This is a genomic window from Methylocystis bryophila (genome assembly GCF_027925445.1).
Lineage (GTDB): Bacteria > Pseudomonadota > Alphaproteobacteria > Rhizobiales > Beijerinckiaceae > Methylocystis > Methylocystis bryophila.
Genome location: NZ_AP027149.1, coordinates 4,346,700 through 4,368,454, shown reverse-complemented (window position 1 = coordinate 4,368,454; position 21,755 = coordinate 4,346,700). Strand labels below are relative to the sequence as shown.

Genomic DNA, 21,755 nt, shown 5'->3' with positions numbered 1-21,755 from the left:
CGATGGGCTAGTGTCTCCAGGGTTGGCAGAGCTTGAAAGGAGCCCGGCAGATGCGCAAGTTTTTTGGAACCGCGACGGCGCTCGCCCTCGTCATCGCCCTTGTCCCGGCCCTTGTCCCGAGCGCGGAGGCGAAGACCAAGCACAAGCGCCACCGGGCCGACTATGGCTACACTTATGTTTATGCCGGAGGCCGCCAGCCCATCGTCATCGAGCGCCGCAGCTGGCTCGACCCGGGACCCATGGTTCCCGTCGGGACCTATACGCAATATGCGCGGATGCGCGCCTATCCGGAAGTTGATCCGGTCGGCACCTATCAGGCCGGGACCTTCATGCTGGACACGCTGCATCCGGCCATGGGCGCGAGCCCGGAGCACGGCTTCTTCGGGTACTGATAGTCTAGAGCATGTCCCGGAAAAGTGCGAAGCGGTTTTCCGGGACATGCTCCACCTTTTTGATTTGGCGCGTTTCCCGCTCGAACGATTCCGTTCGAGCGGGAAACGCGCTAGGCGCGGAAGCGCCCTTTGAAGTGAAAAGGAAACCGGCTTTCGGCTCGAGGCCAAGGCCGGTTTCCTTTTTTCGCGGCGGAGCTCCGCCTTCACGCCATGGCGCTGAATGCGGCGCGATCGAGCGGGTTTCCTTCGTCGCCGAACCGCGCTAGAGCGAATTTGCGCGAGGGTTGGCGGGCTTACGCGCATCTGAATTCGCCCCAGCGCTTTGATCTGGCGCAAATTCTCACAGTTCGAACGATCCCGTTCGAGAGGCGCGCCAGGGCGCGGCCTGAAGCAACACAAAAGGTTCGAGGAATTCGACGATGACGCAAGCCGATTCGCCCCGTCTCGCCCATAGCGGCGTTCTCGCAGGAAAGAAGGGGCTGATCCTCGGCATCGCGAATAATCGCTCGATCGCCTATGGTATCGCCAAGGCCTGCCGCGAGGCGGGCGCCGAGCTGGCCCTGACCTATCAGGCGGAAGTGCTGGAGAAGCGCGTGCGGCCGCTTGCCGCCGAGCTTGGCGCGCATGTCGTCGGCCGTTGCGACGTCGCCGAGACCGAGACGATCGACGCCGTCTTTGCCGAAGTCGAACGACTCTGGGGCAAGCTCGATTTCCTCGTTCATTGCCTCGCCTATTCCGACCGCGACCAGCTTAACGGCCGATATGTCGACACGACGGCGGACAACTTCACTCAGTCGCTGCTGATCTCCTGCTATTCCTTCACCGCGCTGGCGCAGCGCGCCGAGAAGCTGATGACGGACGGCGGCTCAATGCTGACGCTCACCTATTACGGCGCCGAGAAATGGATGCCGCATTACAATGTGATGGGCGTAGCCAAGGCCGCGCTCGAGGCGTCCGTGCGTTATCTCGCCGCCGACCTCGGCGAGAAGAACATCCGCGTCAACGCGATCTCCGCGGGACCGATCAAGACCGCGGCGGCTTCGGGGATCGGCGACTTCCGCTACATTCTGCGGTGGAACGAGTATAACGCGCCGATGCGCCGCGTCGTCACGATCGAGGAGGTTGGCGAGAGCGCGGTCTATCTGCTTTCGCCGATGTCGCGGGGCGTCACGGGGGAGATCCTCCATGTCGACGCCGGCTATCACGTCGTCGGCATGATGCACCCCGCCGCGGCGCCCAAGATGGCGGATCTTTTGTCGCTCTTGCCGCAAGATAAGTAAGGAGAGAGCGCGCGTCGCGCGACTCACTCTCCGTCAGGCGGCGCCGCGTGGACGAGGTCGCTCAGCCGGCGGATTTCCTGCTTGCAGATCTCGCGCGCGCGCCAGTCCCATTGCCTTTCATAGGCAAGGCGCAGCCGCATGCGCCAGCTCTCGAGCTCACGATTGAGACGGTGCGGACGCGCGCCGCTCTCGAAGGGAATGATCTGCGCAAGGGGCATCTTCTTCGCCTTTCCCCCGCGGGAAGACCCGCGGTAAAACGAGTAGTTTTCAAAGGAAATGGCGCGGACTGTTCGAACCGCCAAGGCCGTACGCAAGCGCCCTCGTGACCGCAGCCGGGGCCGTTCGTTGTTTCTGACTCCGCTTCCAAAGCTCAATCGATCGCGCGATTCCGCTCGACCCGGACGCTCTTTGGATCACGCTGCGTAGGGGTCGCCTGAAGGCGAAAAACGTGAGCGATTCGAAAAGTTTGGAGCGCGTCGACTCTACAGCCAGCGCCTCGGATGGCTGCGGCCGTCGACCACGCGTACGATCTCGACTCCGTCGTCGAGCGCGCCGAATAAAATGAGGTAATTGCCGACGGGGAAAATCCGCATTCCCCTTTCGATGTCGTCCCGTGGGGTCCCAATTCGCGGGAAATCCCGCAGGAGGCTGACGATTTCTTCAATCCTTGCGATTATCCGCTCGGCTCCCGTCGGACTGTAAAGAGCGATGTCGTCGCCGAACTTCTCAAGATCGCCAACGGCTTTCTCTGTAAGGAGAAGTCGGCTCATCCTTTCTTCGGTTGGCTTGCGTATTTTTCCCGCAGGCGATGGAACACAGCCTCGCCCTCTATCGAAGTCTCGGACGCAACCCCTTCCCGCCAAAGCCGCCGCAGCTCTTCTGCGTCGACTTCATGCGCCGTCCGTTGTGCTTTCCAGCACCGCAAGGCGTCGCGCACCACCTCGCTGGTAGAGGTGTACTCGCCACTTGCCACGGCTTCCTTGAGCATGGCGATGATTTCGGGCGTGAGCGCCACGCTCAGCTTTTGAACATTGGCCACGACGACTCCCTTGTTGCTCTCATAGTAGCAAATACTGCGTCGCAGAGCAGCGGGGCATTTGTCTTCCACCCGTGAGAGCCGCCCTCCCAGCTCAAGCCGGCTCCACATTCCCTCCCGCCTCGAAATCCCTTATTGCTCGGCGTCATGCCCGAGTCTCGCGCTTCAAAGCCTCCGCCGCTGCTCTTCCAAAATGCCCGTCTCGTCGATCCGGCGACCGGAAGCGAGACGCTGGGCGGCTTGCTCGCGCTCGACGGGCGCATCGCCGATATCGGGCCTGAAGCGACCTTCGCGCCCGAGGGCGCGCGCGTCATCGACTGCGGCGGCGACGTCGTCGCCCCCGGCCTCATCGACATGCAGGCCTTCGTGGGCGAGCCGGGCGCCGAACATCGCGAGACGATCGCGACCGCGAGCCTGGCCGCGGCGGCGGGCGGCGTCACGACGATTCTCGCCTCCCCCACGACCTCGCCTGTCGTCGACGATCCGGCCGTCGTTGATTTCGTCCTGCGCCGCGCCCGCGACACGGGCCGCGTGCGCGTTCTGCCGATGGCGGCGTTGACCAAGGGATGCGCCGGCCGCGAGATCGCGGAATATGGCTTGCTGCAACAGGCGGGCGCTGCGTGCTTCAGCGATGGCGGCCGGTCGGTGGCCAATGCGCTCGTCATGCGCTACGCGCTGACCTATGCGCGCGGCTTCGACGCGCTCGTCGCGCATTTCCCGCAGGACCGCGACCTCGCCGGCGGTGGCGTCATGAACGAAGGCGAGACGGCGATGCGTCTCGGCCTTGCGGGCGTGCCGGGCGAAGCCGAAACCATCGCGCTCGACCGCGACCTGCGCCTCGTCGCGCTGACCGGCGCGCGCTATCACGCGACGATCCTCGCCGCGCCGCAGTCATTGGACGCTTTTCGCGCCGCAAAGGCGCGCGGACTTCCCGTCACCTGCGGGACGACGATCAATCATCTGACCTTGAACGAGGCCGACATCGGCCACTACCGCACTTTTCTGAAACTGCGTCCTCCGCTGCGCTGCGAGGAAGACCGGGTGACGCTCGTCCGGGCGCTCGCGGAAGGGCTGATCGACGTGATCGTCTCGGATCACGATCCGCAGGACGTCGAGACGAAGCGCCTGCCCTTCGGCGAGGCGGAGTTCGGGGCGATCGGCCTGGAGACGATGCTCGCCGCGGGGCTGCGCCTCGTGCATTCGGGCGCCGTGACTCTGCCGCGGCTCTTGGCCGCGATGTCGTCTCGCCCGGCCGAGATTTTGAGGCTGGAGCAGGGCCGGCTGCAAAAAGGCGCGCCGGCGGACCTTATCCGCTTCGACCCGGACGAGCCCTTCGTGGTCGATCCGGAAAAGCTCCATTCGCGCTGCCGCAACACGCCTTTCGACGAGGCGCTGCTGCAAGGCGTTGTGAAGCTCACGATGGTTGCGGGCGAGGTGGTTTACGAAGCCTGAGCGGCGAAGCGCGGGCGGACCGCCTGGGCGAGGCGATGACTCTGGAAAGTCCAAACAGGCTCATGCGTGGCGGTCTGCCGCGCCGGCAGCCGGCGAGTCGTCCTGTCCGGGTCCCGCGGGGACGATCGCGATTTTCACACCGAGAGCCTGCAAAACCGCATTCACGGTTTCAAAGCGCGGATGGGCGCCGGCGCTGAGCGCCTTGTAAAGGCTTTCTCGGCCGAGGCCGGTGTCCTTGGCGATCCGGGCCATGCCGCGCGCTTTGGCGACGTCGCCGAGCGCGGCGAGGAAGACATCGCTGTTTGGGTCCTCGGCGGCGGCTGTGAGATATTCGGCGATCGTCGCGTCGCTATCGAGATAATCCGCGGCGTCGAAGGGGGCAAAGGTGGTCGTCATCGATTCGTCTCCTCGATCGCTCGCGCCATCTCTTTGGCGCGGACTATGTCCATCTTTTGCGTGGATTTGTCGCCTCCGATCAGCAGGAGATAGATCGGTTTCTCCGCACGCACATAATAGACACGGTAGCCGGGTCCAAAGTGGAGGCGCATTTCGAAAACGCCTTCCCCCACCGAAGCGCAATCGCCGAAATTGCCGAACGTGGCGCTTCGCAAGCGCGCCAGAATTCTGGCCTTCCCTTGTGGTCCAGGAGAGAGGACAGCCACGCGTCGAATTCGGACGAACCAAGGATGACGAACATGCAAACGCGGTGAATCTTATTGGATACAAGCGCGCAAGACAGCTCCCCTGCGGGGCAGGCCGGAGAGAGGTGCTGACTCAATGAGCGCTTCGTGACCGACGCCGAAGGGATAAGGACGATTTGCGGGAGGTTAGGATAGATGAAATTTGATCAAGCCCTCGCGCTCTTCTCTGCAGCGCTACTTTTCCGTGGTAAAAGGCGCCGGCATCTCCGTCGCGCGTCTGACGCGAGCACTGAAGTCCCCGGTAGCCGGTCTGTCGGCGTTCTGCTCACGCTTGTGACTTGTATTTTGCTGCCGCCTGGCGGGCTGAGTTCATTAGCCAAGGACTCTATAGTCGAGACGATGGATATTTATGATGATGATAATGAGGGTTCTAACCCGCCTAGGGGAGAACTGGATAGCGCTATTGCTACTATCCGGAATATTTGCTTTGAAACAACTGTGCCTGAGGGAAAAGGACGCCGGACGCTGGATTGCTCCAAAGTTGAAGAGCGGCTTCGCGAGAGGTTCGCCCAAATTTCTGAGAGTGAGGAGCTCGAACCGTTCTTGCGCCTTAGCAGGTTTGACTGCAGAAATATATCCCGTGAGCGCGTTCAGTGCCGCCGGGATTTTGATGAGTTTGGCCGGCCATCACTTCCGTTCAATCCCCCAACTCATGAATACCATGCGGAATATCACACAGTCGTTGAATTCCCTCGCGGTCGCATAGGCCCTATTCCAAGCTCACAAATTGACGTCTCATACAAAAGAATCGAGTACAACGCTCCGCTCGAACAAACGAAGTAGGCGAGGAGAAAGGTCACGTCGGAAATGTGGACGGTCAGCGTGTTTCAGCTACCCATTGGAGACGCATCGGATCTCAGGACCTGAAGCCTCGACTATCGGTTTCCCGCCAATTCCCCCGCAAGCGCCCGCGCGATGAGCGCGCGCGTCTCCTGAACGCCGTAGAGCGCCGCGAAGGACCCAAAGCGCGGGCCCTTCTCCTCGCCGAGCAGCACGGCGTAGAGCATGTTGAAGAAATCATTGGAGACGCCCGGGCGCTCCGGCGTCGCGCCCTTGGCCTTCAAATCCTGATAGCGCGGCACGGTGCGGGCGAGATCGTAGAGCGCCGTCTGGATCGCCTCGCCATCGGCGCCCTCGGGAAGCGCCGCCAGCGCGTCCGAGAGCTTCTGCAGCACCTCCTGCTCGGTCTCGTCAGCCGCCCGGTAGCGCTTCTTGGGCCGCACGAAGTCGCGAAAATAAGCGACGGCATAGCCGACAAGCTTGTCGAGACGGGGGTGGTTCTCGGGCGAGGCCTGCGGCGCGTAGCGACGCAGAAAGCCCCAGAGCACGCCCGGCTCTTCCGCATTGGCGACGGTCGCGAGATTGAGCAGCATCGCGAAGCTGACGGTCGTCCCCTTGGCGTCGGTCTCGCCCCGATGATGCAGAACCTCGGGCTGCGGCGGGTTGCCGCCGTGAATGTGCCAGACGGGATTGCCGAGCCGCTCTTTCCAGGCTTGACGCGGATAGGCGTCGAGAAAGGCGAGATAGTCGTCGACGTTCCTCGGGATCACGTCGAAGTGTAGACGCTTCGCGGCCGTCGGCTTCTGATACATGAACTGCGCGAGGCTCTCGGGGCTCGCATAGGTCAGCCATTCGTCGATCGTCAGCCCATTGCCCTTCGACTTCGAAATCTTCTGCCCCTCGGCGTCGAGGAACAGCTCGTAGTTGAAGCCCTCGGGCGGCTTGCCCCCGAGCGCGCGTACGATCGCGCTCGAGACCTTGACCGAGTCGATGAGGTCCTTGCCGGCCATCTCATAGTCGACGCTGAGCGCGTGCCAGCGCATCGCCCAATCGGGCTTCCATTGCAGCTTGCAATGGCCCCCGGTGACGGGCGTCGTGAAGTCCTCGCCGGTCTGCGGATCGCGCCAATCGATCGTGCCGGCGTCGACGCTCCGTCCCGTGAGCGGGACCTGCATCACGACGCCGGTCTTGGGGTGGACGGGCAGGAAGGGAGAATAGGTCGCCGCGCGCTCCTCGCGGAAGGTCGGCAGCATGATCTCCATGACGGCGTCATAGCGCGCGAGCAGGCGCAAAAGCGCCTCGTCGAAGCGGCCCGTGCAGTAGTAATGCGTCGAGGAAGCGAATTCATAGTCGAAGCCGAAGGCGTCGAGGAAGGCGCGCAGGCGGGCGTTGTTGTGCGCCCCGAAGCTTTCATGCGTGCCGAAAGGATCCGGCACCTGCGTGAGCGGCTTGCCGAGATGCTTCGCGACGAGCTCCTTATTGGGGATATTGTCGGGGACCTTGCGCAGCCCGTCCATGTCGTCGGAAAAGGCGAGGAGCTTCGTTGTGATCCGGCCTTCGGTCAGAACCTGGAAGGCGTGGCGCACCATGGAGGTGCGCGCCACTTCGCCGAAGGTGCCGATATGCGGCAGGCCCGAGGGGCCGTAGCCCGTCTCGAACAGCACATGCTTCTGCCCCGTGGCCTCGACGCGTTTGACGAGCTTCTTCGCCTCCTCGAAGGGCCAGGCGGGCGAGACGCGCGCGGCTTCGACAAGATCGGAAGGGAAAACGGCGGTTTCAGCGGGAAGCGGGGACATTGGCGCCTGTGAGGAGGGGGAGGGGGGCGCACAGTAGGAATGACGCGTCGCGGCGTCAACGGCGCATAGCGCGGCTCTAGCGCCAGGACGTGGAGGACGGCGTCGTCAGCTAAGGCGACGATCCTCGGTTTCCTCGTTACGCAGCGCTTGGATCAATCGCCGCTTTGGCTGCATCCGCTCATAGAGCACGCGCAACACGACGAGCTCGCAGACCTCGCCTCGACCCTTGGCGATCTTGTAGAAAAGGAGATGCGCGGCGCCATGCCGGCGCCCGGCGGCGTGATCCAGGTGGTAAAGCCGCACGCCCTCGCGGATCCAACTGGCGTCCACGCTCGACGGCCGGAGCGGGTCTTCTGCAACTCTATCGATCCCAAGGGCGATGATCCTCGCGTATTCCCTAACTTGTCTTTCCCCAAACAGACGCGCCGTGGTCCTGAGAATACGGGCGATGTCTGCATCCGCATCAACGGTGAGACGAGATCTCAAGCCTTGCTTTCTCTCAATACGTCCTCGGCGATTTCCAGGACGCCGCGTCGAGAGAGCTGACCTTGCTCCGCTTGGTCCAGAGCATGGTCGACGGCTTGCCTAAGGAGCTCAATCCGCTCGCTTTCCAGATCGCGATCACGTCGCAGAACCCGCAGCGCGTCGCGGACGAGCTCGCTCGCCGTCGCATAATCGCCGGTCGCCAGCTCCTTTTCGACGAATTCCGCCATCTCCGGCGTCAGGCTCACGTTCATGGTCGGCATGGCTCACCTCCTTCGTCATGCTACTCCGAATGGCAAATTTTGCCAGCGAAAGGGCGCCTCCTGTGAAAGGCAAAGTCGCTTTCGTTAGCCCCGCCATTTGGGCTGCGGCGTCGCGGCAGCTATGATGGTGGAATCATTCACGCGCCGGGATCCCGCCATGTCCGTCCGCGAAAAGCCCTCTCCGCTTTCCCTCGGCGCTTCGCCTTGCGACGCGGGCGAGGTCGCGCTTTTGACGATCGATCTTGCGGCGCTCGCCCGAAACTGGAAGCTCCTGGCCGAGCGCTCGGCGCCGGCCGAATGCGCGGCGGTCGTCAAGGCGGACGCCTATGGGCTCGGCCTTGAGCCCGTCATGCGCGCGCTGCTTGCCGCCGGTTGCCGCACATTCTTCGTCGCGACCGCCGCCGAGGGCGTCCAGGCGCGGGCGATTGCGCGCGACGCGGTCCTCTACATGTTCAACGGCGCGCCGCCGGGTTCCGGCCCGCTGCTTCTCTCGCATGAGTTGCGGCCCGTGCTGAACTCGCTCGACGAGATCGCCGAATGGGCGGCGCTGGCGCCGGGAACGCCGGCGGCGCTCCATATCGACACGGGCATGAGCCGGCTGGGCGTCGCGCCCCCGGACGCGGGCGTCGCGGCCGAACTCGCGCGCGGCCTTTCGCTCCAGCTCGTTATGAGCCATTTCGTTTCGTCGCAGCAGCCGGAGAATCGCTGCAACGACCGGCAGATCGCTCAGTTTGCGCTCGCTCGCGCGCATTTTCCCGAAGTCGCCGCGTCCTTCGCGAATTCTTCGGGGATTTTTCTGCCGCATCGGCCGCATCTCGATCTGGTGCGGCCAGGCTATGCGCTCTACGGCGGCAATCCGACGCCCGGAAAGCCGAACCCCATGCGCCCCGTCGTCAAGCTCGAGGCGCGCATTCTGGCGCTGCGCGAAATTAAGCCGGGGGAGAGCGTCGGCTATGACGCGACCTGGACCGCCTCGCGCCCTTCTCGGCTCGCGGCGCTGGGGCTCGGCTATGCGGACGGCCTGCCGTGGGGCGTCTCAAGCGGAGCCGGAGCCGAGCCGCTCGAAGCCCTTGTTTCGGGCTTTCGCTGCCCCATCGTCGGCCGCGTCTCGATGGACGCCATCGTGCTCGATCTCACGGAGGCGCCGTCCTTCATCGCGCAGCGCGGCGACTTCGTCGAGATTTTGGGCGAGACGACCGGCGTCGACGCGCTCGCCGAACGCGCCGGGACGATCGGCTACGAGATCCTCACACGGCTCGGCCGCCGCTATGCGCGGCGCTATGTCGGCGGGTAGGCTGCCGCTGCGTTTGCCATCGCCGGCGCGACGTGGCACTGCGGCGCCATGTCCTCCTCCGCAAGCTCCTCTTCCTCCGCGCCGCGCGTCTCCTTCGTCTCGCTCGGCTGCCCCAAGGCGCTCGTCGACAGCGAGCGCATCGTCACAAGGCTGCGCGCCGAAGGCTATGAGCTGGCCAAAACTCACGCGGCCGCCGATGTCGTCGTCGTCAACACCTGTGGCTTTCTCGACAGCGCCAAGGCCGAGTCGCTTGGAGCGATCGAAGCGGGGCTGAAGGAGAACGGCAAGGTTGTCGTGACCGGCTGCATGGGCGCCGATCCTGCCGACATTCTCGCCAAATTTCCCGACGTGCTCGCGATCACGCGTCCGCAGGATTATGAGAGCGTCGTCGAGGCGGTGCATCGCGCCGCGCCGCCCGCGCATGATCCCTTCCTCGATCTCGTGCCGGAAGAGGGTGTGAAATTCACGCCGCGCCATTACGCCTATCTGAAGATTTCGGAGGGCTGCGACAACAGCTGCTCCTTCTGCATCATCCCGCATCTGCGAGGGCCGCTTGTCTCGCGCCCAGCGGCGGATGTGCTGCGCGAGGCCGAGAAGCTCGTGAAGGCCGGCGTCAAGGAGCTCCTCGTTATCTCGCAGGACACGAGCGCCTATGGGCGCGACCTGCGCTACGCCGAGAGCCTATACGGAGACAAGCAAGTGCGCGCGCGCTTTCTCGATCTCGTGAAGGCGCTCGGCGATTTCGGCGTTTGGGTGCGGCTGCATTACGTCTACCCTTACCCGCATGTCGATGAGGTGATGGCGCTGATGGCGGAAGGAAAGGCGCTGCCCTATCTCGATATCCCCTTCCAGCACGCGGCGCCTTCGGTGCTCAAGGCGATGAAGCGGCCGGCGAATGAGGAGAAGGTTCTGGAGCGCATCCGCGCCTGGCGGCGCGCGGTTCCGGATCTCACGCTGCGCTCGACCTTCATCGTCGGTTTTCCCGGCGAGACGGAGGAGGATTTCGCTTTTCTCCTCGACTGGCTCGATGAGGCCGAGATCGATCGCGCTGGCGCCTTCAAATATGAGCCGGTCGCGGGCGCGCCCGCCAATGGGCTCGGGCTTCCTCTCGTTCCCGACGAGATCAAGGAAAGCCGTTGGAACCGCTTCATGGCGCGCCAGCAGGCGACGAGCGCGCGGCTCCTCAAGCGCAAGGTCGGCAAGCGTCTCTCTGTCATCATCGACGAGGCCGGCGGCGGCGCGCTCGGCCGGGCGGCCAAGGGCCGCAGCAAGGGCGACGCGCCGCAGATCGACGGCGCGGTGCATATCGCTTCGCACCGACCCTTGCGCGCGGGCGAGATCATCTCGGTGAAGATCGAGCGCGCCGACGCCTATGATCTTTTCGGCGCAGCGTCCTGAGGCAGTTGGGCTACGGCGGGAGAGGGAGCTCGACCGCGCCTGTCGCCGACTTTTCGCGTAACGCCGGCAGGCCCCTCTCCTGCGAAGCGGGGGAGGGTGAGGGAGGGGGCTTCAAACTAAGACGAATCCGAGGTCGCCGGAGCAAGGCCACGGGATCCTCGGCACATTCTGCCGCGCTCATGCTGCAGCGCAACATCACTCCTTGACAAATTTGTGCGCCGCACATACACCCAACATGGCGGCACAGCGGGGCGTTCCCGCCCCAAGATAAGGACAATCCATGCGTTTCGACTTTTCTGAGATCAAAGCCTTCGGCGGCAATCCATTCGAGGCCTTCGTCAAGGCAAATCCCTCGACAGAAAGCCTCCAGGCCATCGCCGCCGAGACGGCCGAATATTCCAAAACTTCCTTCGAGAAGGGCCGCGCCTTTTACGAGAAGCTGCTGACCGTCAAGCAGATGGATGAAGCCTTGGCGCTTCAGACGGATTTCGCCAAATCCACCTATGAAGATTTCATGGCGCAAGCCACGAAGATTAGCGGTCTTTATGCGAACCTCTTCCAGAGCGCCTTCAAGCCCGTCACGGCCGCCGGCCCGCAGGCGTAACGCGCCTCCCTCGAACGGAACCGTTCGAGGGGTAAGAAATCGCGCCAGCTTAAAAAGTTGAAGCGAATTTCCATTGCAAAAGACTGTCGCCTTTTGCGGGAATTCGCTCCCACCCGAGCAGCGCCTCATCCCATCGCCCGATCCGCTTCGTCGATCGGGCGATCTGCATTTGACTCGCCGCCGACCGGGGGGCATTCGCGTCCTGCTTCGCACGAGAGAAAGCGTAACGGCTTCGAAGTGAGCAAACCCATGACACCGGCGGCGCGACCTGCGACGACCACCGGCGTGTTGCAATCGCGGCAGGATGCGGCGAAGCATTTTTTGCGCACTCAAGAGCGTGGCGGCAATTGGGCGCCGCTTCCTGCATCGAGGCCCATAGGCTTCATGGAGCTTCGCCCAGGCCGATGTCGCTGGCCGCTTGGCGAGCCGCGGGATTTGGAAAAGTTCCGTTTTTGCGGCTGCGCCTGCGCTGTGGAAGCCATTTACTGCACGACGCACGAGGCCCTCTCCAGCGTGCCGAACAGGCCGAGGACGCCGCCAAGTAGCGGAGCTTTGCGGCTGCCCAAAACCGGAACCGCCTGAAACGGACCCAGCGGCGCGGCGCGGCGCGGACGCGAGATCGACGGCGCGGCGGATAGCGCGGCGCACTGTCCGCGCGGGCGAGATCGTCAGCGTGAAGATCGAGCGCGCCGACGCTTATGATCTTTATGGCGTGGCCTCTTGAGCCCAGGAATCGGCGTATAAGCCCCCTCCCTCACCCTCCCCCGCTTCGCGTTGCTTCGCGGGAGAGGGAAAGCGGCAGGCGTTACTCGGACTCTCGATGACGGGCGGAACCAAACCCCCTCTCCCGCCATAGCCCGTCGAAAGACGGGCGTCTGAAGACGCCCTATGGCGGGGGAGGGCAGGGGAGGGGGTCAATGCGCGGCGTCCCGAAGCTGGTCACCTCAGTCCCGTTGCGTCCAAATATCCTTCACATTTCTTTTCAAACTCGGGGCGCCGAGCATATTCCGCCGCAAAATCGCCGGCAGAGCGGCCAGTCCCCTCCAGATACCAAATATCGCCAATCACCTTCCGCGTGAGAACGACTATCTTTTTCGGATCATGGATTATTTCATCGCCCCGCCCCTCATCGATATCATCAGGATATTTAAGAGGGGAAGTGTTTAGTTTATCAATTACATTGCGAAATTTGACATAAAATCGAGAGTAAATTAACCAGTAACAATCTGCGCTTAAGCGCCCCGCCTCGTTGAAGGCTGGGCTTCCTTTTTCCAGCCCCTCGTATAGCTTTCTGTTATACTTCTGAAACTCCTCCCGAAACCGCACTCCCGCCGCCGTCATTTCCCTTATCTCCGCCCGGTGCGCAGCGGCGAAGCTATCCGCCATTGCAGATGCGGAAGACAGGCACAAAGCCAGAAGCACGACGGGGTAAGGAGCAAGACACCGAATTAATTGCTGCATCGCTTCGCATCCAAGCCTTCGCAAAGGCCCGTAGCATGGCCGGGCAGCTTCACCAAGACACGCAAAAGGGCGACGCTCGGCTTGGCGGCCCGCCGAGAAAATCTGTATCCTTGCGCAAAGCCTTGGGGGCGTGAGGGAGGGTGGCGTGACGGTTCTCGAGCCGGCGCGAGCAATCGCGGGCAAGCGCATTCTGCTCGTCGTGGGCGGCGGGATCGCGGCCTATAAGGCGCTCGAGCTCGTGCGCAGGCTCGGCGACGCCGGCGCCTCGACCCGCGTCGTCCTGACGGCGGCGGGCAAGGAATTCGTCACGGAGCTTTCCTTCGCGGCCCTTTCCGGCGCGCCGGTCCACACCGATCTCTTCAGTTCAGCGCTCGAGGGCGAGATGGGGCACATACGGCTCTCGCGCGAGGCCGATCTCGTCGTCGTCGCGCCCGCGACCGCAGATCTTCTGGCGCGCGCGGCGAATGGTCTCGCCAATGATCTCGCAACGACGCTGTTGCTCGCCACAGACAAGCGCGTGCTGTTCGCGCCCGCGATGAATTGGCGCATGTGGCTTCATCCTGCGACGCGCCGCAACGTCGAGCGCCTGGCTTCGGACGGCGCGCTCTTCGTCGGTCCAGAGGAAGGGGACATGGCCTGCGGCGAATACGGTCCCGGCCGCATGAGCGAGCCCGAGGCCATTGTGCGCGCGGTCCAAACCGCGCTCGCGCCCGCCTCCGGTCCGCTCGCCGGCCGCCATGTGATCGTCACGTCGGGTCCGACGCATGAGCCGATTGACCCGGTGCGCTATATCGCTAACCGTTCCTCAGGGAAGCAAGGCCATGCGATCGCCACTGCGGCGGCGCGGGCCGGCGCGCGCGTGACGCTTGTGAGCGGTCCCGTCAATCTGCCTGATCCCGCCGGCGTGGAGGTCCGCCGCGTCGAGACCGCTCGCGAGATGCTGGCCGCTGTGGACGCCGCTTTGCCGGCCGACGTCTTTATCGGCGCCGCGGCGGTCGCCGACTGGCGCGTCGAGGCCGCGGGCGACAAGATCAAGAAAAAGAAGGGCGACTCGCCGCCGGCGCTCGCGCTCGTCGAGAACCCCGACATTCTCGCCGACGTCGCCGCGCGCGGGCGTGAGCGGCCCCGGCTCGTCATTGGCTTTGCCGCCGAGACCGAGAATCTTCTCGCTCACGCGCGCGATAAGCTTGTGCGAAAACGCGTCGATCTCATCGTCGCCAATGACGTGGGGTCGGGCGTCTTCGGCGCGGGAGAGAACGAGGCGCATCTCGTGACGGCGGAGGGGGTCGAGAGCTGGCCTCGCCTCGGCAAGGATGAAGTCGCTTCAAGGCTCGTCGCGCGCATCGCGACGATGCTCGAGGCGAGCGCTGGCAAAGGGGGAGCGGCGTGAAAGTCGAAATTTGTCGTTTTCCTCATGGGGAAGGACTCGATCTTCCCTTTTACGCGACGAGCGGCGCCGCCGGTCTCGACGTTTGCGCGGCGCTGCCGGCGGGGTCGAAGCTCGTGCTCGAGCCGGGCGCGCGCGACCTCGTGCCAGCCGGTTTCGCCATACATTTGCCGCCGGGATTCGAGGCGCAGCTGCGGCCCCGCTCCGGCCTTGCGCTGGAGCACGGCGTGACGATCCTCAACGCGCCCGGCACAATCGACAGCGACTATCGCGGCGAGGTGAGAGCGATCCTGGTCAATCTGGGCCCGCGTCCTTTCGAGATCCTGCGCGGCATGCGGATCGCGCAGCTCGTCGTCGCGCCCGTGGTCCGCGTCGAGCTCGTCGAGGTCGTGGAGCTTGCGGAGACGCCTCGGGGTAGCGGCGGTTTTGGCTCGACGGGGCTCGCCAAGAGCCCGTCTCGATGACGCTTCTGCCTCGCGCGGCGCGCGCGGCCTTGCTCGCGGTGCTAGATGTGGCGCTGCATGCGCGCGGCCGCCCGGTCAGCTCGAAGGAGCTCGCGACCAGGCATGCGCTGCCGCCGCGCCGGCTCGAGAGCCTGCTGCAGGCGCTCGTGCACGCCGGCGTGCTGAAATCGCTGCGCGGGCCGTCCGGCGGCTACGAGCTCGCCAAGGAAAGGCGGCGCCTGACCCTTGCCGACGTCCTCCGCGTCGCGCTGCGCGTCGAAGAAGAAGGGGACCTCGAACCGAAGATTGCGCCCCTCTCGCTCGAGGCGGCGATCGCGCCCGCCTTGGAGGAGATTGAAGCTGAGATCTTTCAGCGCTTGGAAATGGTCACGCTCGACGATCTTTGCGCCCGCGCGCTCGTCTACGGCTTCGGAAGCGCGGAGAAGACTCAAGCGGATTTCGAGATTTGAGAGACCGCGCGCTTTCGCGTGAGAGTCATGGTCAAACTTTTGCCTGGAAAGTCATTGATGTTGATCCAGACCCGACGATGAAGCGCGGGCGACGCAGAGATATGCGCGTCCCCTGACCCGCTCCAAAGCTTCTAAGATCTTAAGCTTTGCGGGTTGCAGAAATCGCAAGAAACCAACATCCCCGAGGTGAACGCATGAGACGCACTGCCCTAGCTATCCTCTTCCTGCTCGTTTCTTCCGCCGCTCATTCCGAAAACGTTGTCGTTGGCTGCCCTTTGCTTAGTAAATATAGCGACTCCGACGTGCGTACGCTGCTGGGCGAGGTGCGCTCTGTGTTGAGCGACAAGGAGGTCGGGACGATTTGGTCGCGTTACCTCTCGCTGCGAAGCGCCTGCCAGACCAATTCGAACGCTTCGCGCGTCCTGCCGGTCTCCGACAAGCTTCGCAACTGGCTCGCGCAGTATGGAGTCGACGTGAGGCAGCTGGGTCGCCAGCTTTAAGCCGCCTCTGACCGCCGATCCGACCGCCGCGCCGGCGACTAGCGCGTTTCCCGCTCGAACGGAATCGTACGAGCGATAAGGAATCGCGCCAAATCAAAAGGGGGAGCATGTCATGATCGGAAAACCGCTTCGCACTTTTCCGTGACATGCTCTAAGGCGCGGCGCACCCGCGCCCAGCGGGGTGACATTGCGGCCCGACCATGCCAAAAGCGACGCCACCAGCGCGGGGGCGGGAGAGTCGGATGTCGGTGCTGAATTCCTTTCGCAAATCGCTCACCCCGATCCATCCCGAGGGCTATATCTTCATCGCGATCTTTGCGATCGTCGCCTTCCTGCTCCATTGGATTTCCGGCTCGCTCGGATGGATCGGCTTCATCGCCACGGCATGGTGCGCTTATTTTTTTCGCGACCCCGCGCGCGTCACGCCCTTGCGCGAAGGACTCGTGGTCTCGCCCGCAGACGGCGTGATCTGTTCCGTGGGCTTCTATCTCCCGCCAGCCGAGCTTGGGCTCGGCGCCGAGCCGATGCAGCGCGTCTCGGTCTTCATGAGCGTCTTCGACGTGCATGTGAATCGGGCGCCGATCGCCGGCCGGATCGCGCGCATCGCTTATCGCCCTGGGCTTTTCGTCAACGCCGATCTCGACAAGGCGAGCGAGGACAATGAACGCAACGGCCTCGTCATCGACGCGCCGCAGGGCCGCTTCGGCGTCGTGCAGATCGCCGGTCTTGTCGCGCGCCGCATTGTCTGCGTCGTGCGCGAGGGCGAGCAGCTCGCCGTCGGCCAGCGCTTTGGCCTCATCCGCTTCGGTTCGCGCGTCGACGTCTATATGCCGAACCATGCGCGGCCGATGGTCGCCATCGGCTCGCGCGCCATCGCCGGGGAGACCGTGCTTGCGGATTTTTCCGCGCACACGCCAGCCCTGTCCTTTAAATCGGGTTGACGCCAAGCCGGCGCTTAGCTGACCCCCCCTGAGCAGGCTCGAGCCACGTGACCGAAAGCCAGTCCTTCGACCATCCCGAGAGCGAGCTCACGCCAATCGAGCGGCGCCGTCTGCGCTTTCGCAACATTCCGCTCCGCGCGGTGCTGCCCAATCTCGTCACGCTGCTGGCGTTGTCGATGGGGCTGACGGCGATCCGCTACGCGGTCGACGGAAAATTCGAGACCGCTGTGCTCGCCATCATCGCCGCTGCCGTGTTCGACGGCTTCGACGGACGTCTGGCGCGCGCGCTCAAAGGGACGACACGCTTTGGCGCCGAGCTCGACTCGCTCGCCGATTTCGTGGATTTTGGCGTCGCGCCGGGACTCGTGCTCTATTTCTGGCTCCTGCACGAGGTCAAGAATTTCGGCTGGTTCGCGACGCTCGCCTTCGCCATCGCCGCGGCGCTGCGCCTCGCGCGCTTCAACGTGATGGCCGAGGACCCGACGCGGCCCGCCTGGCACGCGCAATTCTTCGTTGGCATGCCCTCGCCGGCCGGCGCGGTGACCGTGCTGCTGCCGCTCTATCTGCACCTTTCGACGCTGGAGCTTCCGGCATCCAAGGCTTTCGCGCCGATCTTCGTCGTCTATGTCCTCGTGATCGCCTTTCTGATGGCGAGCCCCATCCCACATTTTTCGGGAAAGAAAATGGGCCGCGTGCCACGCGATATGATCATTCCTCTGCTCTTTTGCGTCGTCGTGCTGCTACTGCTGTTGTGGACCTATCCGATGGAAATATTGACACTGCTCAGCCTCTGCTATCTCGCCTCCATCCCGCTGGCGGTCCGCCGATACAGATCGCTGGCGCAGGCGGAGAAAGAGCGCGCCGCGGAGGCGGCGCCCTGAGAGCGCACGGGCGAGGGTCTTTTCCAAGTTCGTTTGAGAACGCAACCAGGCGCAAGATCGGGCTGCACGCAATCACTTGAGGGCCGTCCTCGGCTTCCCTAAAATTACATTGCCCTTGCGCGATTTTGCGATGCGCGCAATTTGCTCGGAGGGACTCAAAGTGTCTCGCTCCTCTTTTTCGGCTCCGTCACTCGCCTTCCCCTGCCTCGCGCTCGCATCGCTCTTTCTTGCGGGCTGCGGAGAAGAAAAACCGGTCGTCGAGCGCGCCTCATTCGAAATAAAAACCGTTACGTTTAACAAGCCAAACATCTTGTACGTAGGCGAGAGTACGGAGATTCAGGCCATCCTCGATACAAAAGCATTGAGCGATCTGGAAAAAAATGATCTCTTTCGAGGCCTGCCGGGGGAGCGCGCTGAAAGAACCGTGAGAGTCCATAAATACCTGTCGGCCTATTTGAAGGCTGATCCTCAGATGCTCTCCATAACCCCAAAAGATGATAAATTGCGGAGGACGGACGAAAACGAAAAATTATATTGGTCCTGGTATATAGTTCCCTTGCGTGTTGGCAATATTAGAATTTCTTTTGATATTTTCAGCCAAGATAATCCCGCGGCGGGCAGCCCGGTCAGCGAAGCTCTGGTCATGCATGAGACATGGACGGCGCAGGCGCGCGGTTTTGAGCTGATCAAATACTATGTTTCGGAAATACAGCCCATATATGCCGCCTTAGCCGCCGCTGGAACGGGAATGGCTGGGCTCATAGGGTTCTTCCTCCATCGGAAGGCCGAGAAAAATAAGAAGACCGATTAGGAGAGGCCTACACCCCCAGTTTACGGAAGAGGAACAAGGGTTGCGCCCCGCGCCGGCCGTCGCGTGAGGGCCCGAGTTTCTCGCGCCCTTATGCCGCACTTGCGCCCGCTGCGCCTCGATGCGCATAGTGCCTCAAAACAATAGCGATAAGGGAGCCTGGCGGGCCAAAAGAGCCGCGCCATGGTCAGCCAGACGACATGCGCATCAGGATTCTCGGGTCCGGAGCCGGGGGCGGCTTTCCGCAGTGGAACTGCAACTGCGCCAATTGCCGCGCCGTCCGCGCCGGCGAGCCTGGCTTCTCCCCGCGCACGCAGTCCTCGCTGGCTGCGACCGCCAATGGGCGCGACTGGGTTCTTCTCAACGCGTCGCCGGACCTGCGAGAGCAGATCGCGCAAAATCCCGTGCTTGCGCCGAGCGGCGACGATCCCGTCCGCGCCAGCCCGATCAAGGCCGTCGTGGTGACGAATGGCGACGTCGACCACGTGACCGGCCTTCTCACGCTGCGCGAGGCGCAGCCGTTCACGGTCTATGGCTCGTCGCGGGTGCTCGAGGTGCTTTCGCAAAACCGCATCTTCAACGTGCTTGCGCCGGCTTGCGTCGCGCGTGAAGTGCTGCCCATCGACACGCCCGTCGCGCTTAAGGGCGCGGGCGCGGATCTCGGCCTTTCCGTAGAGGCCTTTCCGGTTCTCGGTAAAATCGCGCTCTGGCTCGAGGACGCGCTAAAGGCCAATTTCGGAAGCGCCGAAGGCGATACGCTCGGATTGAAAATCACCGAGACCGCCAGCGGCAAGGCGTTTTACTACATCCCCGGCTGCGCCGGCGTGGATGAGGCCCTGGCCCAACGCCTCAGCGGCGCCGCGCTCGTCTTCTTCGACGGCACGCTCTGGCATGAGAATGAGATGATCGAGCAGGGTTTGCTCGGCAAGACCGGAACGCGCATGGGGCACATCAACATGAGCGGGTCGGACGGCTCGATCGCCGCCTTCGCGCCGCTCGGCGTCGCGCGAAAAATTTATGTGCACATTAACAATTCGAACCCGGTGCTGAACGCTTTCTCGAGGGAGCGGCGCGAGGCGGAAGCCTCGGGCTGGGAAATCGGCGAAGACGGAATGGAGGTCCTTCTGTGAACAACGACGTTCTCGACTCGCACGCCTTTCTCAATTCGCCGACGCTTTCGCCCGAGGCTTTCGAAGCGGCGATCCGCGCCGTCGGCGTCGAGCGTTACCATGACAAGCATCCGTTCCATAAGCTCTTGCACGGCGGCAAGCTCAACCGCGAGCAGGTGCGCGCCTGGGCGCTCAACCGCTATTGCTATCAGGAGGCCGTGCCGCGCAAGGACGCCGCCTTCATGAGCCGCGCGCATGACCGCGAGCTGCGCCGGGAATGGCTGCATCGCATTCATGATCATGACGGCCTCGGCGAGGAGGCGGGCGGCATCGAGCGTTGGCTCGTGCTGACCGATGGGCTCGGCCTGCCCCGCAAATATGTGATCTCGCGCCGCGGCGCCCTGCCGGCGACGAAGTTCGCCGTGGAGGCCTATGTTCGCTTCGTCGTCGAGCAGCCGCTCGTCGTCGCCGTGGCCTCCTCGCTCACCGAGCTTTTCGCTCCCGCGATCCATAGGGAGCGCATCGCCGGCATGCTCGAGAATTACGACTTCGTGGACGATCACGTGATGGCCTACTTCAAACGTCGGCTGTCTCAGGCGCCGCGGGACGCGGACTTCGCGCTGAACTATATCAAGAAGAACGCGCTGAGCCGCGCCGAGCAGGAGGCCTGCATCGACGCCGTGCGGTTCAAATGCGACGTCTTGTGGGCTCAGCTCGACGCCTTACATCACGCCTATGTTTTGCCCGCCGTCGTTCCGCCGGGCGCCTTCCAACTCGGACAGACTTTCCAGTGAGCCCGTCGCCGGCGCGCTACGTCATCGAATCGAGCAGCCGTCCCGCCTTCGAGCGTTACGCGCGGCTGCATCATGATCGGGCGAGATCGCGCAGCGTCGTGCTTGCCCCAGAGCGCGCCTATGAGATCGACGCGATCTCGCTTGCGGTCTTGAACGAGATCGACGGCGCGAAGACCGTGGGCGAGATCGCTGGCGCGCTCTCATCGCATTACGGCGCGCCGCTGGAGATCGTTTCGCGCGACGTCGTCAATCTGCTGCAAGGCCTCTCGGACAAGCGGCTGCTGCGCGACGGACCCTCGCCCTTCTCGGCGCCGCCTCCCTCGCTGCGGGCGCAGAGCTACGAGCCCTTCGCTGGCGGTCCGACCGGGCTCTTGGCGGAGCTGACGCATCGCTGCCCGCTGCAATGTCCTTATTGTTCCAATCCGATTGATCTCGAGCGAGCCAATGCGGAGCTTACGGCCAAGGAATGGGGCGCCGTCTTCCAGCGAGCGGCGGCGATCGGCGCGCTGCAGCTTCATCTCTCGGGAGGTGAGCCGACCGTGCGCAAGGATCTCGAGGAGATTCTAGCTTTCGCGGTCGACGCCGGACTCTACACCAATCTCATCACCTCGGGCGTCACGCTGACGCGCGCCCGTCTCGAAGGCTTGGCCGAGCTCGGGCTCGATCACGTGCAGCTCTCGATTCAGGATGTCGAGCCCGAGAACGCAGATCGCATTTCTCATTATGCGGGCGGCTTTGAAAAAAAGCGCCAGGTCGCCGAATGGACCGGCGAGCTCGGCATGGCCCTCACGATCAACGCGCCCATGCACCGGCAGAACATCGCGCATCTGCCGCAGATCATCGAGTTCGCCGTCGAAGCGAAGGCGCAGCGCATCGAGATCGCGCATATTCAATATTACGCCTGGGCCTTGAAGAACCGCGCGGCGCTCATCCCGACGCGCGAGACGTTCCTCGGCACGGTCGAGATCGTCGAGGAGGCCAAGAAGCGGCTCAAGGGCGTGCTCAATTTCGATTTCGTCATCCACGACCATTACGCCTCGCGGCCGAAAGCCTGCACCGGCGGCTGGGGCCGCTCAATCGTCGTCGTGACGCCCTCGGGCAAGGCTTTGCCCTGCCACGCGGCGCAGACGCTCCCCGACCTCGTCTTCGACGACGTGCGCGCGCGCGATCTCGCCGACGTCTGGCGCAATGGCTCAGCCTTCAACGCCTTCCGCGGGACCGACTGGATGCAAGAGCCCTGTCGCTCCTGCGAGCGCCGCGAAATCGACTTCGGCGGCTGCCGCTGCCAGGCGATGGCGGCGATCGGCGACGCCAACGCGACCGATCCCGCCTGTCATCTCTCGCTGGCCCATGAGGCTTTCGCCAGGCTTGGCGAGACCGAGGCGCAAACCCCGGCCCCCGCCTTCATCTATCGACGCATGAGCGCCGAGGCTTCGAAGGAGACCGAGCCGGCCTGAGCCGCGAGGAGGAGGCTCGAACTCG

Annotated in this window: 26 protein-coding genes; 17 read left to right on the top strand and 9 right to left on the bottom strand. The window is 63.7% G+C overall.

The genetic code is table 11. The features are described 5' to 3' along the window. Nucleotides 1-50 precede the first annotated feature (50 nt). Both QMG80_RS20260 and fabI read left to right on the top strand, forming a co-directional pair. Nucleotides 51-392 (top strand): hypothetical protein, encoded by a 342-nt coding sequence (locus QMG80_RS20260; RefSeq protein ID WP_085770815.1) that lies wholly within the window; start codon nt 51-53, stop codon nt 390-392. Nucleotides 393-811: 419 nt separating this feature from the next. After that, a complete protein-coding gene (fabI, locus tag QMG80_RS20255; RefSeq protein ID WP_085770813.1) occupies nt 812-1,672 on the top strand; it encodes an enoyl-ACP reductase FabI in 861 nt (286 codons plus the stop codon). A 23-nt stretch (nt 1,673-1,695) separates the two neighbouring features. Here fabI and QMG80_RS20250 read toward each other — a convergent pair whose 3' ends face one another. The 3 genes from QMG80_RS20250 to QMG80_RS20240 form a co-directional block, all read right to left on the bottom strand. Further along, on the bottom strand, nt 1,696-1,890 hold the full coding sequence (locus QMG80_RS20250) for a hypothetical protein (protein WP_085770812.1): 195 nt from the start codon (nt 1,888-1,890) through the stop codon (nt 1,696-1,698). Between the two features lie 264 nt (nt 1,891-2,154). Then, the gene (locus QMG80_RS20245; protein WP_085770811.1) at nt 2,155-2,442 is read right to left on the bottom strand and encodes a type II toxin-antitoxin system RelE/ParE family toxin; all 288 of its coding nucleotides are present in this window, start codon (nt 2,440-2,442) and stop codon (nt 2,155-2,157) included. Next, entirely contained in the window at nt 2,439-2,711 is a 273-nt protein-coding gene (locus QMG80_RS20240) for a ribbon-helix-helix domain-containing protein (RefSeq protein WP_085773551.1), read from the bottom strand. The genes QMG80_RS20245 and QMG80_RS20240 overlap by 4 nt, the downstream gene beginning before the upstream one ends. Nucleotides 2,712-2,855: 144 nt before the next feature. Between QMG80_RS20240 and pyrC the strand changes: the two genes are divergently transcribed. Beyond that, complete coding sequence (gene pyrC, locus QMG80_RS20235) at nt 2,856-4,160, top strand: dihydroorotase (RefSeq protein WP_085773550.1); 1,305 nt, start codon at nt 2,856-2,858, stop codon at nt 4,158-4,160. A gap of 60 nt (nt 4,161-4,220) precedes the next feature. On the opposite strand, the gene QMG80_RS20230 is transcribed toward pyrC, so the two are convergent. The 5 genes from QMG80_RS20230 to QMG80_RS20210 form a co-directional block, all read right to left on the bottom strand. Then, the gene (locus QMG80_RS20230) at nt 4,221-4,556 is read right to left on the bottom strand and encodes an addiction module antidote protein (protein WP_085770810.1); all 336 of its coding nucleotides are present in this window, start codon (nt 4,554-4,556) and stop codon (nt 4,221-4,223) included. Continuing rightward, nucleotides 4,553-4,822, bottom strand: a complete 270-nt coding sequence (locus tag QMG80_RS20225) for a type II toxin-antitoxin system RelE/ParE family toxin (protein ID WP_245300099.1) — start codon at nt 4,820-4,822, stop codon at nt 4,553-4,555. The genes QMG80_RS20230 and QMG80_RS20225 overlap by 4 nt, the downstream gene beginning before the upstream one ends. Before the next feature lie 914 nt (nt 4,823-5,736). Beyond that, nucleotides 5,737-7,437: a lysine--tRNA ligase gene (locus tag QMG80_RS20220; protein WP_085770808.1), complete on the bottom strand. Its 1,701-nt coding sequence runs from the start codon at nt 7,435-7,437 to the stop codon at nt 5,737-5,739. Nucleotides 7,438-7,542: 105 nt separating this feature from the next. Continuing rightward, a complete protein-coding gene (locus QMG80_RS20215; RefSeq protein WP_158658624.1) occupies nt 7,543-7,923 on the bottom strand; it encodes a type II toxin-antitoxin system RelE/ParE family toxin in 381 nt (126 codons plus the stop codon). Then, the gene (locus QMG80_RS20210; protein ID WP_199769037.1) at nt 7,920-8,183 is read right to left on the bottom strand and encodes a type II toxin-antitoxin system ParD family antitoxin; all 264 of its coding nucleotides are present in this window, start codon (nt 8,181-8,183) and stop codon (nt 7,920-7,922) included. The genes QMG80_RS20215 and QMG80_RS20210 overlap by 4 nt, the downstream gene beginning before the upstream one ends. A 157-nt stretch (nt 8,184-8,340) precedes the next feature. On the opposite strand from QMG80_RS20210, the gene alr reads away from it, so the two are divergent. The 4 genes from alr (at nt 8,341) to QMG80_RS21775 (ending at nt 12,061) form a co-directional block, all read left to right on the top strand. Beyond that, on the top strand, nt 8,341-9,477 hold the full coding sequence (gene alr / locus QMG80_RS20205; protein WP_085773548.1) for an alanine racemase: 1,137 nt from the start codon (nt 8,341-8,343) through the stop codon (nt 9,475-9,477). 48 nt (nt 9,478-9,525) lie between these two features. Next, nucleotides 9,526-10,875, top strand: coding sequence for a 30S ribosomal protein S12 methylthiotransferase RimO (gene rimO / locus QMG80_RS20200; RefSeq protein WP_085770806.1), 1,350 nt, complete (start codon nt 9,526-9,528; stop codon nt 10,873-10,875). Between the two features lie 280 nt (nt 10,876-11,155). Then, complete coding sequence (locus QMG80_RS20195) at nt 11,156-11,479, top strand: phasin family protein (RefSeq protein ID WP_085770805.1); 324 nt, start codon at nt 11,156-11,158, stop codon at nt 11,477-11,479. Between the two features lie 249 nt (nt 11,480-11,728). Further along, on the top strand, nt 11,729-12,061 hold the full coding sequence (locus QMG80_RS21775; RefSeq protein WP_085770804.1) for a GcrA family cell cycle regulator: 333 nt from the start codon (nt 11,729-11,731) through the stop codon (nt 12,059-12,061). Nucleotides 12,062-12,418: 357 nt separating this feature from the next. On the opposite strand, the gene QMG80_RS20190 is transcribed toward QMG80_RS21775, so the two are convergent. Beyond that, on the bottom strand, nt 12,419-12,940 hold the full coding sequence (locus QMG80_RS20190; protein ID WP_158658623.1) for a hypothetical protein: 522 nt from the start codon (nt 12,938-12,940) through the stop codon (nt 12,419-12,421). 145 nt (nt 12,941-13,085) lie between these two features. On the opposite strand from QMG80_RS20190, the gene coaBC reads away from it, so the two are divergent. From coaBC to pqqE, 10 genes are all read left to right on the top strand, one after another. Then, nucleotides 13,086-14,330 (top strand): bifunctional phosphopantothenoylcysteine decarboxylase/phosphopantothenate--cysteine ligase CoaBC, encoded by a 1,245-nt coding sequence (gene coaBC, locus QMG80_RS20185; RefSeq protein WP_245300098.1) that lies wholly within the window; start codon nt 13,086-13,088, stop codon nt 14,328-14,330. Further along, a complete protein-coding gene (gene dut, locus QMG80_RS20180) occupies nt 14,327-14,791 on the top strand; it encodes a dUTP diphosphatase (protein ID WP_085770802.1) in 465 nt (154 codons plus the stop codon). Before coaBC ends, dut begins: the two co-directional genes overlap by 4 nt. Next, entirely contained in the window at nt 14,788-15,240 is a 453-nt protein-coding gene (locus QMG80_RS20175; RefSeq protein WP_085770801.1) for an RrF2 family transcriptional regulator, read from the top strand. Before dut ends, QMG80_RS20175 begins: the two co-directional genes overlap by 4 nt. A gap of 302 nt (nt 15,241-15,542) precedes the next feature. Next, nucleotides 15,543-15,740 (top strand): hypothetical protein, encoded by a 198-nt coding sequence (locus tag QMG80_RS20170; RefSeq protein ID WP_245300097.1) that lies wholly within the window; start codon nt 15,543-15,545, stop codon nt 15,738-15,740. A 242-nt stretch (nt 15,741-15,982) separates the two neighbouring features. Next, the gene (locus tag QMG80_RS20165) at nt 15,983-16,681 is read left to right on the top strand and encodes a phosphatidylserine decarboxylase (RefSeq protein ID WP_085770799.1); all 699 of its coding nucleotides are present in this window, start codon (nt 15,983-15,985) and stop codon (nt 16,679-16,681) included. A 47-nt stretch (nt 16,682-16,728) separates the two neighbouring features. Beyond that, nucleotides 16,729-17,562, top strand: coding sequence for a CDP-alcohol phosphatidyltransferase family protein (locus QMG80_RS20160; RefSeq protein WP_245300095.1), 834 nt, complete (start codon nt 16,729-16,731; stop codon nt 17,560-17,562). Nucleotides 17,563-17,638: 76 nt separating this feature from the next. After that, a complete protein-coding gene (locus QMG80_RS20155) occupies nt 17,639-18,373 on the top strand; it encodes a hypothetical protein (protein ID WP_158658622.1) in 735 nt (244 codons plus the stop codon). 197 nt (nt 18,374-18,570) lie between these two features. Further along, a complete protein-coding gene (gene pqqB / locus QMG80_RS20150; RefSeq protein ID WP_085770797.1) occupies nt 18,571-19,500 on the top strand; it encodes a pyrroloquinoline quinone biosynthesis protein PqqB in 930 nt (309 codons plus the stop codon). Beyond that, on the top strand, nt 19,497-20,273 hold the full coding sequence (pqqC, locus tag QMG80_RS20145) for a pyrroloquinoline-quinone synthase PqqC (RefSeq protein WP_085770796.1): 777 nt from the start codon (nt 19,497-19,499) through the stop codon (nt 20,271-20,273). Before pqqB ends, pqqC begins: the two co-directional genes overlap by 4 nt. After that, nucleotides 20,270-21,730: a pyrroloquinoline quinone biosynthesis protein PqqE gene (gene pqqE / locus QMG80_RS20140; RefSeq protein ID WP_245300093.1), complete on the top strand. Its 1,461-nt coding sequence runs from the start codon at nt 20,270-20,272 to the stop codon at nt 21,728-21,730. The genes pqqC and pqqE overlap by 4 nt, the downstream gene beginning before the upstream one ends. The last annotated feature ends 25 nt before the right edge of the window (nt 21,731-21,755 follow it).